The organism is Bifidobacterium animalis subsp. animalis ATCC 25527 (genome assembly GCF_000260715.1).
Classification (GTDB): domain Bacteria; phylum Actinomycetota; class Actinomycetes; order Actinomycetales; family Bifidobacteriaceae; genus Bifidobacterium; species Bifidobacterium animalis.
In genome coordinates, this window is sequence record NC_017834.1 from 1095686 (window position 1) to 1113044 (window position 17359).

Annotated in this window: 16 protein-coding genes and 1 pseudogene; 6 read left to right on the forward strand and 11 right to left on the reverse strand. The window is 60.2% G+C overall.

The window, feature by feature from the left end:
• Nucleotides 1-7 precede the first annotated feature (7 nt).
• Nucleotides 8-1198, reverse strand: a complete 1191-nt coding sequence (gene aroC, locus BANAN_RS04665) for a chorismate synthase (protein WP_014697774.1) — start codon at nucleotides 1196-1198, stop codon at nucleotides 8-10.
• A gap of 44 nt (nucleotides 1199-1242) precedes the next feature.
• Between aroC and BANAN_RS04670 the strand changes: the two genes are divergently transcribed.
• A complete protein-coding gene (locus tag BANAN_RS04670; RefSeq protein WP_041777131.1) occupies nucleotides 1243-1728 on the forward strand; it encodes a prepilin peptidase in 486 nt (161 codons plus the stop codon).
• Between the two features lie 51 nt (nucleotides 1729-1779).
• Here BANAN_RS04670 and mltG read toward each other — a convergent pair whose 3' ends face one another.
• From mltG to BANAN_RS04700, 6 genes are all read right to left on the reverse strand, one after another.
• The gene (mltG, locus tag BANAN_RS04675; RefSeq protein WP_014697776.1) at nucleotides 1780-2961 is read right to left on the reverse strand and encodes an endolytic transglycosylase MltG; all 1182 of its coding nucleotides are present in this window, start codon (nucleotides 2959-2961) and stop codon (nucleotides 1780-1782) included.
• 1 nt (nucleotide 2962) lies between these two features.
• Complete coding sequence (gene ruvX / locus BANAN_RS04680) at nucleotides 2963-3454, reverse strand: Holliday junction resolvase RuvX (RefSeq protein ID WP_014697777.1); 492 nt, start codon at nucleotides 3452-3454, stop codon at nucleotides 2963-2965.
• On the reverse strand, nucleotides 3454-6153 hold the full coding sequence (alaS, locus tag BANAN_RS04685) for an alanine--tRNA ligase (protein WP_014697778.1): 2700 nt from the start codon (nucleotides 6151-6153) through the stop codon (nucleotides 3454-3456). The genes ruvX and alaS overlap by 1 nt, the downstream gene beginning before the upstream one ends.
• A gap of 53 nt (nucleotides 6154-6206) precedes the next feature.
• Complete coding sequence (locus BANAN_RS04690) at nucleotides 6207-6443, reverse strand: hypothetical protein (RefSeq protein WP_014697779.1); 237 nt, start codon at nucleotides 6441-6443, stop codon at nucleotides 6207-6209.
• Complete coding sequence (locus tag BANAN_RS04695; protein ID WP_014697780.1) at nucleotides 6443-6844, reverse strand: DUF948 domain-containing protein; 402 nt, start codon at nucleotides 6842-6844, stop codon at nucleotides 6443-6445. Before BANAN_RS04695 ends, BANAN_RS04690 begins: the two co-directional genes overlap by 1 nt.
• 74 nt (nucleotides 6845-6918) lie before the next feature.
• Nucleotides 6919-7596, reverse strand: a complete 678-nt coding sequence (locus BANAN_RS04700) for a histidine phosphatase family protein (RefSeq protein ID WP_014697781.1) — start codon at nucleotides 7594-7596, stop codon at nucleotides 6919-6921.
• Between the two features lie 73 nt (nucleotides 7597-7669).
• Between BANAN_RS04700 and BANAN_RS04705 the strand changes: the two genes are divergently transcribed.
• The gene (locus tag BANAN_RS04705; protein WP_014697782.1) at nucleotides 7670-8035 is read left to right on the forward strand and encodes a phage holin family protein; all 366 of its coding nucleotides are present in this window, start codon (nucleotides 7670-7672) and stop codon (nucleotides 8033-8035) included.
• Nucleotides 8036-8138: 103 nt separating this feature from the next.
• Here BANAN_RS04705 and rpsD read toward each other — a convergent pair whose 3' ends face one another.
• The gene (gene rpsD / locus BANAN_RS04710; RefSeq protein ID WP_004217809.1) at nucleotides 8139-8759 is read right to left on the reverse strand and encodes a 30S ribosomal protein S4; all 621 of its coding nucleotides are present in this window, start codon (nucleotides 8757-8759) and stop codon (nucleotides 8139-8141) included.
• 229 nt (nucleotides 8760-8988) lie between these two features.
• Nucleotides 8989-11715: an ATP-dependent helicase gene (locus tag BANAN_RS04715; RefSeq protein ID WP_014697783.1), complete on the reverse strand. Its 2727-nt coding sequence runs from the start codon at nucleotides 11713-11715 to the stop codon at nucleotides 8989-8991.
• Between the two features lie 177 nt (nucleotides 11716-11892).
• Here BANAN_RS04715 and BANAN_RS04720 point away from each other — a divergent pair, with 177 nt between their 5' ends.
• The 4 genes and pseudogenes from BANAN_RS04720 to BANAN_RS04735 all read left to right on the forward strand — a co-directional run bounded on the left by BANAN_RS04720 (nucleotide 11893) and on the right by BANAN_RS04735 (nucleotide 16370).
• On the forward strand, nucleotides 11893-12474 hold the full coding sequence (locus tag BANAN_RS04720) for a xanthine phosphoribosyltransferase (protein WP_014697784.1): 582 nt from the start codon (nucleotides 11893-11895) through the stop codon (nucleotides 12472-12474).
• A gap of 150 nt (nucleotides 12475-12624) precedes the next feature.
• Nucleotides 12625-14097 (forward strand): nucleobase:cation symporter-2 family protein, encoded by a 1473-nt coding sequence (locus tag BANAN_RS04725; RefSeq protein ID WP_014697785.1) that lies wholly within the window; start codon nucleotides 12625-12627, stop codon nucleotides 14095-14097.
• 204 nt (nucleotides 14098-14301) lie between these two features.
• Nucleotides 14302-15147: pseudogene (locus tag BANAN_RS04730) on the forward strand (DUF3737 family protein).
• A gap of 23 nt (nucleotides 15148-15170) precedes the next feature.
• Nucleotides 15171-16370 carry a MalY/PatB family protein gene (locus tag BANAN_RS04735; protein WP_014697786.1) on the forward strand — a complete coding sequence of 400 codons (1200 nt, stop codon included), beginning with the start codon at nucleotides 15171-15173 and terminating at the stop codon, nucleotides 16368-16370.
• Here BANAN_RS04735 and BANAN_RS08625 read toward each other — a convergent pair.
• Complete coding sequence (locus tag BANAN_RS08625; RefSeq protein ID WP_237705776.1) at nucleotides 16367-16825, reverse strand: hypothetical protein; 459 nt, start codon at nucleotides 16823-16825, stop codon at nucleotides 16367-16369. The genes BANAN_RS04735 and BANAN_RS08625 overlap by 4 nt on opposite strands.
• Nucleotides 16804-17358, reverse strand: coding sequence for a hypothetical protein (locus BANAN_RS08630; RefSeq protein WP_237705777.1), 555 nt, complete (start codon nucleotides 17356-17358; stop codon nucleotides 16804-16806). The genes BANAN_RS08625 and BANAN_RS08630 overlap by 22 nt, the downstream gene beginning before the upstream one ends.
• Nucleotide 17359 lies beyond the last annotated feature (1 nt).

A 17359-nucleotide genomic window follows, 5' to 3' on the forward strand; every position in this document is an offset into this window, starting at 1 on the left:
CAACCGCCTAACGCATGTGCTCCGGCCATGAGGCCAGATAGCTTTCGATGTTGCGGCGCGTCTCTTCGATGCTGTCGCCTCCGAATTTCTCCAGCAGGTGCTGTGCTAGTGTCAGACGCACCATGGCTTCCGCCACCACGGCGGCAGCTGGGACTGCGGTGCTGTCAGAGCGCTGATTGATGGCTTGGGCTGCCTCTCCAGTGGTGATGTCCACGGTGCGCAGGGCGCGCGGTATGGAGGGAATCGGTTTCATGGCCGCGCGCACCCGAATCGGCTGCCCGTTGGACATACCGCCCTCGATGCCGCCGGCCCGATTCGACAAGCGTGCAATGCGGCCATCATCGCCTGGCGCCATCTCATCATGTGCCATGGAACCGGGGCGGCCAGCCTCGAGGAATCCGTCGCCGATCTCCACACCCTTGATTGCCTGGATGCCCATGACCGCGGCGGCCAGGGCGGCGTCCAGCCGACGATCCGATTCCACGTACGTGCCGATGCCTGCCGGCACACCATATGCGATGACTTCGATCACACCACCCAACGTATCGGCATTCGCCTTGGCCTCATCGATGCGGGCCACCATGCGCTCCTCAGCATCCTTGTCCAGGGTGCGCACCGGAGAAGCATCGAGGGCAGCCACGTCATCAGGGCCCGGTAGCGGCGTGTTGTCACTCTCCACGCCGGCACCACCAATCGAGATCACATGGCTCACGGTTCGAATGCCCGCCACCTGCTCCAAGAACAGCGCGGCCACTTCGCCGAGCGCCACGCGCGATGCCGTCTCGCGGGCGCTGGACCGTTCGAGCACCGGACGAGCATCGTCGAAACCGTATTTGCGCATGCCGGTCAGATCGGCATGCCCCGGTCGCGGACGGCTCAGCGGCGCATTGCGCCCCTCGCGCGCAAGTTCATGGTCAAGTGGGTCTGCGCTCATCACCTCGGTCCATTTCGGCCATTCGGTGTTGCCTATCTCGATGGCGATCGGAGACCCCAACGTGCTGCCGAATCGCACACCGGTCAGCAGGCGCACCTGATCCTGCTCGAACTTCATCCGAGCCCCACGGCCATACCCCAGACGGCGTCGCGCCAATGCATCGCGAATGTCCTGCGATGTCACGCGCACACCTGAGGGCATCCCCTCGATCATCGCAACCAACGCCTCGCCATGGGACTCGCCTGCGGTCTGCCAACGCAACATGCCTACTCCTTTTGTTCTACGTCAATCCCGACTATCTTAACCATATGCATTGGCTAATCACTATACCGAGCTTGGTCTGTGGACTCGCGATCTCGGTCACCGACCTGAGGCGCCGCATTGTGCCGCGCCCATGGGTCATGGCAGGTGTGGCCGTGCAATGCGCGGTCTTCTTGGCGGTGGGGATTCGCTCGCACGACCTGTGGCCCTTCGTCTGCGCCTGCTTCGGGCTGATGGGTGCAGTCGGAGTGCAGCTTTCGCTTGCCATGGCGATCCCCCGTCATGCGCTTGGTCTTGGTGATGTCACGGCCAGTGGCATGGCGGGATTCGCCACGGGGTATTTCGGACTCGAATGCTTTCTGTGGTTCTGGCTGTGCATGGGCGTGCTCGGTGTAGGTTGGGTGCCCGCCTATTCCGTGTATTCCCGGGTACGTTCGCGTGGACGCACCGGTGATGGGGTGGGACGTCTGCGGGTGCCGTTCGTCCCGGTGATAGCCACGGCGGCTGCACTTGCCGTCATGTGTTGTGCATGACGGGGCGCAGCCGCCGTGACCAGCTGAAATTTCAGGTCCCGCATCCGCTCGTCAGTTCGCGTCCGGGTTGTTCCTCCGGTACTCCTGGACAAGCTGCTGGAACTGTCCGTCGGTGTCAGCGAATTTCGTCTCACCGGTCTTCAGATCGGTGGTCACGAAGTACAGCCAATTGCCGTCGGCGGGGTGCATGGCCGCTTCGATGGCGTCATCACCCGGATTGCTGATCGGTGTCGGCGGCAGACCGCGATTCACGCGGGTGTTGTAGGGATTCGAGGTGTCTTGCAGCTGGTCGTTGGTCAGTTGCATGCCGTTGATGCCAGCGCCATAGGCCACGGTGCTGTCCATGCCGAGCGTCATGTCTTTGTCGAGACGATTGTAGATCACTCTGCTCACCTTGCTGTAGTAGTCCGATGAGTTCACCTCCGCCTCCACAATGGAAGCGATGATGAGCATGCGCTCGCGTTCCGCGCCTTGGGGAACGCCCATCTCGTCGAGTTTGCGAATGCGCGCGTCCACCATCTCTTTGAGCAGCCGCTCGGGAGCGGTCGCGACATCCCCCACAGTGTAGGTGCCGGGCTCCAGCCAGCCTTCGAAGTTGCCGTTTGCCTCTGCGGGAAGGATCTTCGACGCCTCGTCCCTGTTGTTGACAATCGCTTCGAACCGTGTCTTGTCGATGTCGTTATCGGCGCAGATCCGTTCGATCACGGTGGACACTCGTTCGCCCTGCCGCACCTCCGCGAAGCCTTTCGCGTTGCCTTGGTCGGAGAGTATGTCCGCCGCCTGTGACGCCTTCATATGCGTCTTCAATGCATAGGTGCCCGGATACAGCGTCTTGTCGTTCGAGGAAACGTAGGTGGCGAAGGTGTCTGCCGACTTGACGATCTGCTGTTGCACCAGATTGGCACCCACCTCCATGATGCCCTCGCCCTGCTTGACGGTGAAGGCGACATCGGTGTCTCCCGGTCCCGGATAATCCTCGACGAGGGATTCATGGGCCATGTTCGCACGACGCCAGTTCCGTGCGGCCCGGTATGCGAACACCCCACCGACCGAGATGAGGGCGAGGGCGATGATGACGATGATGCAGATGATGAGATTCCTGCGTTTCCTCATCGCGCGTTGGCGTCGCATCTCGCGCCTGCTATGGGGAGGGATGGGTGGCATGGGAGCCGGTTCGGCGCCATCGTCCCAGGATTCGTCGGCATTGAAGAAATCATGCAGGTCGTCGGACACTTCAAAACTCCTCTGTGTTATCGCGTGCACAATCAAGAGCCGTCTGGAGGATCTCAACCGCCGACTGCTGGTCGACGACGGCTCGGTGTTGCTTGCTGCTGACATTCGCGTCGAACAGACGACGGTGTGCGTCGACGGTTGTCAATCGTTCATCGATGAATATGATATCCGGCATCACGCCGATGTGAGAGCCCTGGTCTTCCATTTCGGACTCGAGTCTTCTGCGCAACGACTTCGCCCACCGCTGAGCCTTTTTGGCGCTGCTTCCCGCGGAACCGTCCATCTGCAGCGGCAATCCTATGGCGATGGCCGTCACGGGTGTGCCTTCTTCGGCCTTGTCTTCGATAAGGTTCAGTACATCGTCGAAAGCCTGGAAATAGTCGCCGTATACGCGAATGTTGCCCTCGGGGTATGCGAAGGAACGCTCGGGGTTGGAGGCAGCAACCCCCACCCGAGCGTTCCCGAGATCAAGTCCTAGCCAGATTCCCGGCATCAGGCGCGCATCGCCTCTTGCGTCAGGGCTTCCAGCGCGGCATCGATCTTCGAGGCATCGGCACCGCCGCCCTGGGCGAAATCGGGCTTGCCGCCGCCACCGCCGCCAAGCATCTTGGAGGCGCCACGAACCAGATCGCCGGCCTTCACCCCCGCCTTGCGGGCTGCTTCATTGGTGGCCACGGCAATCATAGGCTTGTCGTCCTCATTCACGCCGGCGAGGGCGACAATCACCGGCTTGTCGTCACCCAACCGTCCGCGAATGTCCATGACGGTCTTGCGCAGCACATCGAACGATCCGAAGTGGCCGACGTTCTTCGAGACCACCACCACAGGGGCGGTCGAATCGGCGGCGGCCTCAACGAGTTCCGGCACCGACGACGCCAGCTGAGCCTCGTACATCGAGGCAAGGCGGCGGTCGGAGTCTTTGAGTTTGGCCAGCAATGTGTTGATGCGATCGGCCAGCTCATCGGGACGTGCGTTCAACGTGTCGGAGAGCTGGGAAACCAGTGCATGCTCGCGGGCGTTGAAATCATAGGCGCTCTGCCCCACCAGTGCATCGACGCGTCGCACACCGGAGCCTACGGATGCCTCGGAGAGAATGTTCACCTGACCGATCTTGCCGGCGAAGTCCACATGCGTGCCGCCACACAGCTCACGGCTCCAGCCATCGTCGCCAATGGTGACCACACGCACCACATCGCCGTACTTCTCACCGAACAGATGCATGGCGCCGAGTGCAATGGCGTCGTCGAATTTCATCTCCTCGGTGCTCACATGCAGGTTGTCGCGCACGCGGTCGTTCACGCGGGCCTCGACAGCGCTCATGAGCTCCTTGGTGGGTGCCTTCGACCATTGGAAGTCGAATCGCAAGCGGTTGGGGGCATCCTCCGAGCCACGCTGGGTGGCCTGAGGTCCAAGTTCCTCACGCAGGGCCTTGTGCACGATATGTGTGGCGGTATGCGAGCGGGCGATGGCACCACGACGTTCGACGTCGATGGTTGCCGTGGCTTCGGCTCCCACCACGAGCGTGCCCTCGATCAAACGGCACTGCTGCACAATGAGGTCCTTGATCGGCTTCTGCACATCGTCCACCTCAAGCACGGCACCATCATCGGAGATGATCTCACCCTGATCGGCAAGCTGTCCGCCGGCCTCGGCATAGAACGGCGTGCGGTCGAGAATGACCTCCACAGTTGCCGGCGCACTCACAGCCGGCACCGAACCGACACCCTCAAGCATGATGCCAAGCACGCGGCTGCGGGTGGAGACCTCCGTGTATCCGAGGAACTCGATTGGCTGCTGCAGCTTGTTCTTGAAGTCGTCGTATTCGCTCAGATCGACATTGTGACGCTTCTTCAGGGCATCCTGACGGGCTCGGGACTTCTGCTCGTTCATGAGCTCGCGGAACTTCGCCTCGTCGACCTTGACCCCCTGCTCCTGCGCCATCTCCAGCGTCAGTTCGATCGGGAAGCCATAGGTGTCGTGCAGGGTGAACGCGGCATCGCCGGAAACAACCGGGGTGGTTTCTCCCTTGGTTTCCTCGGCCGTGCTCTTCGCCTTCGCCACGGCCATGTCGAAGATCTCCAGACCGTTGGTAAGCGTGCGCCGGAACGCGTCTTCCTCGCCGTATGCCGCCTCCGACACATCGTGGAAGGTATTGGCGAGCTCCGGATAGTTCGGTTCCATGGCCTGTTCCGACACGGGCAGAAGCTGGGGCATGACCGGATCGGTCACACCGAGCACACGCATGGCTTCGATGGTGCGGCGAATCAGGCGGCGCAGCACATAACCACGTCCCGCATTGCTCGGACGCACGCCGTCGCTCATGATCATGAGCGCAGAACGAACGTGGTCGGCCACGACGCGCATCCTGACGTCTGTCTCCTTGTTCTCGCCGTACTTGATGCCGGTGATCTTCTCGGCTGCCTCGATGACGGGGTACACCTCATCGGTCTCGTAGATGTTGTTCTTGCCCTGCAGCAGGTATGCCAGACGCTCCAGACCGGCACCGGTATCGATGTTCTTGTGCTTGAGCTCACCGGCGATGTGCAGGTCTGTCTTCGACTTGACGTTGTCCACCATGTAGTTCTCGAACACGAGGTCCCAGATCTCGATATACCGGCTTTCGTCGGCGATGGGGCCGCCTTCCTTGCCGTATTCGGGTCCACGGTCCACGTAGATTTCCGAGCAGGGACCGCCGGGGCCGGGGCCGCCGGTGGTCCAGAAGTTGTCTTCCATGCCGAGGATCTGGATGTGCTCCGGATCCACCCCTTCGTTGCGCCACATGGCACGGGCCTCATCATCGTCCGTGTAGGTGGTCATCCATAGCTTCTCCGGGTCGAATCCGAAGCCGCCGTCCTCGCGCGGCGAAGTCAGCAGATCGTATGCGTAATGGATGGCCTCCTCCTTGAAGTAGTCGCCGAAGGAGAAGTTCCCGAGCATCTGGAAGAAGGTGCCGTGACGCGTGGTCTTGCCCACCTCCTCGATGTCGAGGGTGCGCACGCACTTCTGGTTGCTGGCCATGCGGTGGCTTGGCGGGGTCTGCTCCCCCATGAGATACGGAATGAACGGGACCATGCCGGCAATGGTGAACAACGTGGTCGGATTGGGCGAGACCAGCGATGCGGATGGCACCACCAGATGATCCTGCTTTTTGAAGTAATTGAGATAACGCTGTGCGATTTCAGCGGTGCGCATGTGATGCGGCTCCTTGTATTGATGTTCTACTGACGATATTGGCTTCGCGTGTTTCAGCTCAGCTTTGCGGTGTATTGCCGGTTGAGCTCCTCTTCACGTGCCTGCTGGGCCTGCCTGAACTGATCGATGAGACCCTGCAGTGTACGCATCCCCACATTCTCCTGATCCGGCCCCAGGAGGAACTGCCTGGCTTTGTCCGGGGTGTTGGCCCTGACGTACGCGGTGGCCTTGGAAACGGCGAGTACGCCTAGCACCATACCGGTGGCGACCCAAAACACTCGTTTGAACATCACTCGCCCTTGCCTTTCTGCTCCGCCGATGCGGGCTGGTTTTTCTTCCCTTTGTTCATGAACGACGCCGCTGTCACCTTGACCGCATAGAAGGTGGATGCCAGCTTGATGATCGGCTTGCCTAGGAAGGAACCGTATAGGTTCGTCAGGGCACCGAGGTTGTTCATCGTGCTCGAGGCCGCCCCGGAGATCTCATTGACGTCACCCAGTGACTTGTTGACCTGCTTGACGGTGGTCACACCCTCGTCCAATGCGGGGAGAGCATGGTCGCCGGTCTGCTTCACCGTTTCGGCGATCTGATCGAACATCTTGCCCAAGCGGATCAGCGGGTAGATCAGAAAACCGGCAAGGATCGCAAATGCGATCGCCGCAATCAGTCCCGCAATTTCTCCAGCACCCATGGCGCCCTCTTTCCTAGCAGTTTGCGTCTACACTTATACGCGTTTAGCCTATCCAATCACCCAGACCTGAACGGCTAGCGTCGATTATACGATATGACCTCAATGGCATCGTCCAGCGGCTTGACGGTATTGAAGTCAATCATGGTCACGGAGCCGTTGGCCGGTCGTTCACTCAGGTCGTGCCCTGCAGGAGCGAAGCGCTGCATCAATGACAACAGCGTATTGCCGTGCGAGATCATGAGCACATCGTCGCCGTCCCCAAGGTCTGCATTGGCGGCAATGAGGGCGAAGGCGCCATCGACTCTCCGCCAGTACTCCTCGTCGGACTCGGCATCGTGGAATGGGTCCGCCTCCTTGAGGAAGTCCCGGGTGGCACCCAGTCCGAACTGCTCGACTATGGCATGGTAGGTGGGAGCACCGTGCGGGCCCCCGGCCGCGAGCCAGGCCGCTCCCATGTCCTGCCCTTCGAAATAGCCGTAGAACTGCTCACGGAAGTGCATGTCGGCATGAATCGCCGGCACGTCATGCCCATTGGCTGCATTGATGTCGAGAATCGTCTGTGCCGTCACCTGCGCTCTGGTGGTGTCCGAGCAATACGCTGCGGCGAAGGTGATGTCTTTCAATGCATTGCCCGCGTGGATGGCGTCGTCGAGCCCGGATTGCGTCAATGGTGAGTTCGACCAGCCTTGGAGCCTGTTGTAGCGGTTGAAGAATGTCTGTCCGTGACGGACGAGATGAATATGCACGATCATGCTTCGATTATGGCACGGCACGACGCCCGGACGCCGTATTTCGCCGGTGGACGTCTTCGGGCATAATGGGGTGATGGGCAATTTTCTCATTCGATGGTTCATTCTCACCATTGCGGCGGCCGTGATGGTGGTGCTGCTTCCCGGCATGCAGGTGGTGGGTCATCCACCCATTCTCGGCATCGCCGCCTTCTCGCTGTTCATGGCTCTATTCAACGCCTCGCTCAAACCCGTGGTGCAGATGCTGGCGTTGCCGTTCAGCGTGCTCACCTTCGGCCTGCTGGCCTTGGTGATCAATTGGCTGTTCATGGAGCTGGCCTCCTGGCTTGCCATCAATCTGTTCGACGTAGGCGTGACGATCGGCGGATTCTGGTGGGCGGTGCTCGGCTCGCTCATCATGTCGCTGGTCAGCGGAATCGTGAGCGCCGCAGTCGGCCAATGAGGCGCCAGCTCGCGAATACGAAGAGGCCCGCGGGCAAGTGCCGCGGGCCTCTTCGTGTATGTATGTCCTTATACCGTATGTTCCTACAGTATGTTGATCCAGATCAGCGGGCGTAGAATTCGACCACGTACTGGATGTTCACCTGAACCGGGATCTCCTCCGGCTCCGGCTTGCGGGTTAGCGTCGCCTTAAGGGAGGCGAGGTTCACATCGAGATAGCCCGGCACCGGCGGCAGGACGTCGCGGTGGGTGCCTTCGGCTGCGATCTGGAACGGAACCATCGTCTGGCTCTTCGGCTTGACCTGGATGGTCTGGCCGGGCTTGACGCGGTAGGACGGGCGGTCGACGATGTTGCCGTCGACGAGGATGTGACGGTGCACCACGAACTGGCGGGCCTGTGCGGTGGTGCGGGCAATGCCGGCACGCAGCACGAGGGCGTCGAGGCGGGTCTCCAGATCGGTGAGCATTGCGTTGCCGGTCTGGCCTGCGGTGTGGGTGCCCTTTTCATAGGCAGCGCGGAGCTGCTTCTCCGAGATGCCATACTGAGCGCGCAGACGCTGCTTCTCGCGCAGACGGACTGCGTAATCGGACTCAGCGCGGCGGCGGGTACGGCCATGCTCACCCGGGGCATACGGACGCTTTTCGAAGATGCGCTGTGCCTTCGGGGTCAGCGCGATGCCGAGGGCGCGGGAAAGACGCACCTGACGGCGGGAACGATTCGACATGATGTTTCCTTCGTTGTTCTGTCGTTGTCTGAACGGAATCCGGCAACCATACGGCGTCGGACTGAGCCAGCCTCTCCAGTGCTTCCTCGTGCCAAGCACGAACAGTCTTGCGACTGCCGACCCACTGATGGGCTAAGACTCCCAGACAGTGCCCCATTGCATAAGGCACCAAATGGGCATTATACCGTGAAGGTGTAGACTTCGGCGCTCCGATGCCAGATTATCGGAGCTACAGCTTCTCAATGGGCGCCAGACGGAGCATGAGCCGTTTGACACCAGTGGAACCGAAATCTACGGTGATCACCGAGTTCTTGCCCTTGTCTTGCGTCTGAACCACCTTGCCCAATCCGAAACGGTCATGGGTGATCCTGTCCCCCACGTGGAGATCCGCGATATCGAGATTATTGTCGGTGGCAATCTGCGAAATGGGCATCCCCTGTGATTGAGGTGCTTTTGCAGTGGTGTGCCTGGTATGCACAGCACCCGAACGGGAAGCCGAGGAACGGGATGATGAGGAACCTCCATGCGACCAGCGGGCTCCATATGCACCCGTAGAGGATCCGGAGCCTCGTGAGCGGCCCGAGGAATACGATTCCGAACCATATGCAGAGTGGCCCGAACTCGATTTGAACGTCGCGGCGCTCCCCCATCCGGTGCCTGCAGCGACGGCATTCGACGCGGTACCCGAGGAACCATAGGCATGGGAGCCGAAATCCGAACCCGAGGAAGTGCGGGAGCGACCCGAGGAACCATAGCTCGAGCGCCCATAGGCGCCTGCACCATAATCAGAGTCCCCGTCATCCCATCCGCCGAATTCGTCGGAGAAGCCGTCGTCGAAACCATCGTTGCGCCAGCCGGAACGCATGCGCTCCATACCGGCTTCGCGACGCTTCCAGTCGATGAGGGAATCGGGGATCTCGTCGAGGAACTGGCTCGGCATCATTTCGCTCTGACGCCCCCACTGCGCGCGCACGGCTGCGCGCGTCAGGTACAGCCTGCGTTTCGCACGCGTGATGCCAACGTAGGCGAGCCTGCGTTCCTCGGAGAGCTCATCCATGTTCTCCATGGCGCGCGAATGTGGGAAGGTACCCTGCTCCATGCCCGTGAGGAACACAATCGGGTATTCCAGACCCTTGGCTGTATGCAGTGTCATCAGCGTCACCTTGCCGCTGTCGTGGCCCTCCCCCGGCAACTGGTCCGAATCAGCGACCAGCGCGGTGGTCTCGAGGAAGCCGGCAAGGGTGGTATCCGGTGTGTTCTGCTCGAACTCCGCGGCCACCGACTGCAGCTGGGAAAGGTTCTCCACACGCGATTCGTCCTGCGGGTCCTCGGATTTGCGCAGCAGCTCCAGCATATGCGACTGCTCGAGCACCTGCGCCACAATCTCGCTGGGCTTGGAGTCATGCTCTCCGGCGAATGCCCGCAGCGACGTCATGAGTTCACGGAAGGCACGCACCGCATTCGCCGTACGGGCACTCATGCCCTCGATGTCCTCAAGATGCTCGATCGCCCACCAGAACGTTTGGCTGTGCTCGTTCGCGAACAGCGTGAGTTGTGATTCCGCACGCGCGCCAAGGCCTCGCTTGGGCACGTTGAGGATGCGGCGCATGTTGATGTCATCTGCCGGGTTCACGATTGCCTGCAGGTAGGCAATGGCGTCCTTGACCTCACGGCGCTCATAGAACTTCGTGCCTCCGATGAGCTGGTACGGGATATGCGCCTGAATGAGCCCCTCCTCGAGGGAACGGGACTGGGCGTTCGCTCGATACATGATTGCCATGTCGCTGTAAGGCAATCCCTTCTCCTCATGCAGGTGGAGAATCTGTTGGGCTATCCAATGCGCCTCGAGTTGCGCGGTGTCGGCCGCGTACCCGATGATCTTGTCGCCTTCGCCGAGTGCGGTCCACAGTTTTTTCGGCTTGCGCGCGCTGTTGTGGGCGATCACGGCATTCGCGGCATCGAGAATCGTCTGCGTGGAACGGTAGTTCTGTTCGAGCATGATCGTGCGCGCATCCGGGAAGTCCTTCTCGAAATCCTGGATGTTGCGTATGTCTGCTCCGCGGAATGCGTAGATCGACTGGTCGGAATCACCCACCACAGTGACCCACGCCGGCCCGCTCTTTCCGGCCCCCGTGGCCGTGGGATCACTCGGTTCATGGGCATCCACACCCGCGAGCTCGCGCACGAGCACATATTGGGCATGGTTCGTGTCCTGGTATTCGTCGACGAGAATATAGCGGAATTTATGCCGGTAGTATTCGGCGACATGCGGCTGGGTTCGCAGCAGCTCCACCGTGCGCACGATCAGATCGTCGAAATCCACGGCGTTCGCCAGGGCGAGACGATACTGGTATTCGGCATAAACCACTGCATACACCGGTTCCGGATTGCCTATCTGCCCGAAGGAATAGTGACGCATGCCGGGTTTGAAATCGGGGGCATACTGAGCCAAGGCCGCGCTCGCATCGGTGAGCTGGTTCTTGTAGTCGCTGATTCTGGCGAGGATGGATCGCGGGGTGAAGCGTTTGATGTCGATGTTGAAGTCAGCGCAGATGAGCTTGATGAGACGCTCGCAATCCGCGGTGTCGTAGATGGTGAAGCCAGATTTGAGACCGATCTGCTCACCGTCCCGGCGCAGGATGCGCACGCACGCCGAGTGGAACGTGGAGACCCACATGCGATCGGCAACGCCGCCGATCAATGCGCCAAGACGTTCGCGCATCTCGGTTGCCGCCTTGTTCGTGAAGGTGATGGCCAGCACTTGGCTTGGCCATGCCCCGAATTGGGTGAGGATCCACGCGATGCGTCTCGTGAGCACGCGCGTCTTTCCCGATCCCGCGCCGGCGCCGATCAGCAGCGCGGGCCCGCGGTACTGCACCGCCTGGGCCTGCTGCTCGTTCAGATCGCCGATGAGCTCTTGGGGTGGACGGGCGATGAAATCAACGTCCTGTGGCAACGCATGTCCTTTCTCCACATCACGAATTCGGCTTTCAGTTGTACCACAGTCCGTGCTCAACACAACGCCATGGCCCACCCGTATGCGCATGGTCATTTGGGCGGCGTATGCTATGCGCCATACGGACGCCATGTCATGGCGTGTTTCACGGTCAAAACAGCAGAGCAAAGGGTCGACATGCAGGAACTTGAAGAACGTATTCGCGAACAGGGCGTAGTGAAACCGGGCAATGTGCTCAAGGTGGACGCCTTCCTCAACCATCAGTGCGATGTGCGGCTGTTCGACCATATGGGTGCCGCCTGGGCCGAGCATTTCAACAACAAGCACATCACGAAGATCCTCACCATTGAGGCATCGGGGATCGGCATCGCCTGCGTCGCCGCCACCCATTTCAACGACGTCCCGGTCGTGTTCGCCAAGAAGGCGCAGTCCATCAATCTCGACGGCGAACAGTACGTGACCCACGTCTACTCCTTCACCAAGCAGAAGGAGTTCCCGGTGATCGTCTCGAAGAAGTACCTCAATGCAGGCGACCGCGTTCTACTCATCGACGATTTCCTCGCCAATGGCAAGGCCCTCAATGGGCTCATCGAACTGTGCGAATCGGCGGGGGCGATCGTGGAGGGTATTGGCATCGCCATCGAGAAGGGATTCCAAGGTGGTGGCGACGCCCTGCGTGAGGCCGGCTATGATCTGGATTCACTGGCCATCGTGGAATCGATGGATGCCGAGACCGGGGCGATCGAATTCCGCCACTGACAGAACGCAACATACCGGCTGTAGCCTGTTACCTGTTCCGCAACGAATACACGCATATCGACGTCGATCACGCTGATATGCGTGTATTCGTTTTGGTATCGAAGAACACAGAGAGCAATAGAAGAAAAAGAAAAGAGAAACGGCAGAGGAATGAGCAACAACGCCAACCCCACCGCATCCGACGCCAACACGCGCTCGGAGGAAGATCAGGAACGTACATTCGTCACCCCCGAGCTGGAGCGCGACGAGCGTGAATCCAAGGCGGAAGTCGCCGAGGAAAAAAAGAGGAAAGGGTCCATCTCCTTCGAAGCACTGTCCAGTCTCGACGCGCCCGTCTCGTTCTGGAAGGGCATCCCGTTCGGCCTGCAGCATGTGCTTGCCATGTTCGTGGCGAATCTGGCACCGATCTTCCTGGTCGCAGCCGCCGGGCATATGAGTCCGCAGGACTCCGCCAAGATCATTCAGGCCGGCCTGCTCGTCGCAGGTCTGGGCACGTGCCTGCAGCTATACGGCATCTGGCTGTTCGGCTCCAGGTTGCCAATGGTCACCGGCATCTCCTTCACCTACGTCGCCGCCGCCATCTCCATTGTGAGCCACAAGGGCTACGGTGCCGTGGTCGGCGCCGTCATGGTCGGCGGTCTGCTCGAGGTGGTGCTCGGTCTGACCGCCAGGTACTGGCAGCGTTTCGTGCCACCCATCGTCTCGGCCATCGTGGTCACTTCGATCGGATTCTCATTGTTGTCGGTGGGAGCCGAGAGCTTCGGCGGCGGAGCGGGTGCCGAGGATTTCGGCAGCTGGCAGAATCTCACTCTGGGCCTCATCTCACTGGTGGCATGTCTGGCGTTCCAACTGCTCATGAAGGGGACCGCCAAGCAGCTTTCGGTGCTGTTCGGGCTGGTGGTCGGTTATATCGTGGCCATCTTCTTCGGCAAGGTCGACTTCTCCGGCTTCTTACACCTGCAGGCGGTCAACGTACCCACGTTCATGCCGTTCAGGCCTGAGTTCGACTGGGGCTCCATCATCTCGATCGGGTTGCTGTACATCGTTTCCTCAGTGGAGGTGCTCGGAGACACGGCAGCCCTGACCAAGGTGGGGCTCGACCGCAAGCCGACTGCAAAGGAGACATCCGGCGCGATCGCCGGCGATGGCCTCATCTCGTCCGTCTCCGGTCTCTTCGGCTGCCTGCCGCTCACCTCCTTCGCGCAGAACATCGGTCTCGTGGCAATGACGAAAGTGGTCAACCGCAAGGTGATTCTTTCCGGCGGCCTGCTTCTCGTACTCGCCAGCTTCGTGCCAGCCATATCCGAGGTGTTCAATTCCATGCCGCAGGCGGTGCTCGGCGGGTGCACGATCATGATGTTCGGCAACATCATTCTCTCCGGCTTCCAAATGATCTCCGATGCCGGATACACCCAGCGCAACATCACGATCGCCGCGCTCTCCCTCACCATAGGCATCGGTTTCACGCAGGTCTCCAGCATCTTCGTGCATTTCCCGCCGCTGTTCCAGTCGATCTTCGCGCAGAACTGCATCGCCGTGGCATTTGTGGTGGCTGTGGTGCTCAATCTCGTGCTCCCGAGCGAGGACCGTTTCCTGGCCGCTCCTGCAACCAACCGGAAGTGAACGGAATCGGGAAGGATTCGGATGAATGCGATGGGCCGACGGTGTGATCGCCGGCCCATCGCATTTCACACGCTGAAAGATTGCATACGCCATTCCCCACACGCATGCCGATGATGCCAACTTCGAATGAGGCGACGACGAAATCGAGGAATCCGCAAGTGCCGCACGCGTATTGTATGAGATACACGAGTTTGAAAGGATGCTATGCAAGCGATTACGCAACAGCTGCTCAGCGGTGAACGCGCACTGTTCCAAGGTCGTGATCTTCAGATCACGGATTGCGTGTTCGAGGACGGCGAGTCGCCGCTCAAGGAGTCACACAACATCGTGGTCAAGGATTCGGTGTTCCGCTGGAAGTATCCGCTGTGGTACAGCGACGGCGTCGAGGTGGAGCACAGTCTGTTCGAATTCAATGCCCACGCGGCGTTCTGGTGCTCGAAGAACATGACGTTCCACGACTGCACCATCTAGGCACCCAAGGAATTCCGTCGCAATGAGCATGTGACCGTGGAGCGCACCGCATTCACCGATGCCGCGGAAACCTTCTGGGAATGCAAAGACGTCACACTGCGCGAAGTGAGCGCGGCAGGCGACTATTTCGCCATGAACAGTGAGAATGTGGACATACGCGATTTCCAGCTCACCGGCAACTACTGTTTCGACGGCGCACGGAACGTGACGGTGGATCATGCCCGCCTGATTTCGAAGGATGCCTTCTGGAACTGCGAGAATGTCACGGTGCGCAACTCATTCATCAGCGGGGAGTATTTGGCATGGAACACGAAGAACATCACATTCGAGAACTGCACCATCGAATCGCTGCAGGGACTGTGCTACATTGACGGGCTGACGATGCGCGACTGCCGTCTGATCAACACGACGCGCTCGTTCGAATACTGTTCCGACATCGACGCCGACGTCACCACACGCATCGACAGCGTGGTCAACCCGATTTCCGGCGTGATTCGAGCTGCCGCATTCGGCGACGTCGTGCAGAACGACCCCGCGATCGACACGACGAAGATCCAGCTCATCAGCACAGACTTATGATTCACGGAGTAGCGAGGCACAACATGGACATTGACGAGCGCATTGCACAATTCGACTCCCCTGTCGACCGCACGGGCATCTTCTCGATGAAATGGGACGTGGCCGACGGCGAACTGCCGATGTGGGTGGCGGACATGGATTTCCGCACGGCTCCGGCGATCAGCGAGGCATTGACTGAACGCGTGGGCAACGGCACCTTCGGCTATACGGATGTTCCCCGGGAATGGAACGAAGCGGTCGCGGATTGGTGGCTGCGTCGGTATGGCGTGACGGTGGATCCTGAGCATGTGGTGTTCACCACCGGTGTGATTCCGGCAATCTCCTCACTGGTCCGCTCGCTGACGAATGTGGCCGAGAAGGTCGTGCTCCAACCGCCGGTCTATAACATCTTCACGAATTCGATAGTGAACAACGGGCGCCGGGTACTGTGCAACCCTCTGCGTTATGAGCACGGCGCGTACTCGATGGATTTCGACGACCTCGAGCACAAGCTCGCCGATCCGCTCACCCGTCTGATGATTCTGTGCAATCCGCAGAATCCGAGTGGCAATGTGTGGAGCGACGGCGATCTGGCGCGCGTAGGCGAGCTGTGCGCAAAACACCATGTGACGGTTGTTTCCGATGAGGTGCATGGCGACATCGTGCGCCCGGGTGTCACCCATATGCCATTCGCCGCGGTCAATGAGCTGAACCGTTCAATCTGCGTGACCTGCTCGTCACCATCGAAGGCCTTCAATGTGGCCGGACTGCAGTCCGCATATTTCATCTGCGACGATGACGGTCTCCGGGCACGTGCCGTGCGCGGCGTGAACACCGACGAGGTGGCCGAGCCGAACGATTTCGCCGTGTTCTCCACGATCGCCGCCTATACCGATGGAGGCGCGTGGCTCGACGATCTGTGCCGTGTCGTGCAGCGCAACAAGGACTACGTGTCGGCGCAACTTGACGAGCATGCGCATGACATGCTGCATATGGTGGCCTCGGATTCCACATATCTGGCATGGATCGACTGCTCGGGCCTTCTTGATCGTGTGGGCGACGCCAATGCTGAGCGCTTCTGCGGTTTTCTGCGTTCACATACCGGTCTTGTGCTCTCGTATGGCGGCATCTACGGCGAAAACGGGTCCCGGTTCGTACGCATGAATCTCGGCACCCGCGCCGATCTGGTCATCGACGGCACGGCGCGCCTGCTCGCCGGCGCCGCGGCGTATCTGGGAAACTAATCGAAATCAGGTTCGTACCGCCGCCGCGCATAGCGGATCACGAACCATCGCATGCACAAAGCGATGCCGATCATCACAACGAGTGGAAGCCAGAAGTACGGTGAACGGAAGGTGGGCAGGAAGTAAAGCCCCAGCGCTCCGAGCACACCGATGGCCACGGTGAAGTTGGTGAGCGACGACGATAAGTCGCATAGCCTCTTCTCTCCGAGTCTCATCTCACGGCGCGCGTCGCTTTCGCTTTTCCCCAGCTCGTAGACGTTGACTTGGCGCAATGCGCGGAAATTATAGAGGAACAGATCGGTGCGCGTTGCGTACAGGCCCCCATACACATAACACCACACCCCCGCCGCGATGCTGGTCTGCGCAATGCCGGCGGCGATGCCGTCACCCATGCCATGACCGTAAGCCAGCAGCAGGCCATGGGTAACGAGAATCACCACGGTGCCCAGAACCACCAGAACCCCGCAGCGAATCCACCCCGGCGTCTCTGCGAGACTGTGTAGAACTGCTCGATCCGATTGAATGCGGCGTCGTATTCCCGGCTGTCCTCATGCGCATGCTTGAGAATCGTGTAACCGATCAGGATTCCAACGATTTCCACGATGAACGATTCCGGATGCTGCTGGATATGCGGCAGCTCCACCAATTCCTTGGTCATGAGGCCAATCAACCGATCGAGCCCTTTGACCACCTCCTGCACGTCGGCGGTGTTGCGTTCCGGCAATGCCTGCAGGAAGCTTCCAAGGGCGAACCCGAGAATGATGACGGTCACACCATTTGCGATGCTCAGGGCCCGGTTGGTCGCATGCCTGTCATAGCCGAAGCGGTCATCCTCCTCGGCTAGCGCCTGCATCCGGTGGGCTTGTGCGTGTATTGCCGCATTGTGGGCGTGCGCTGCCAAACCATCCTGTGCCCTGGTTCCGCTTCCTGGATTCTGCGCATCGGGAGACACTGGTGAATCTGCATTGCCCTTGTGTTGCTTCGTCATT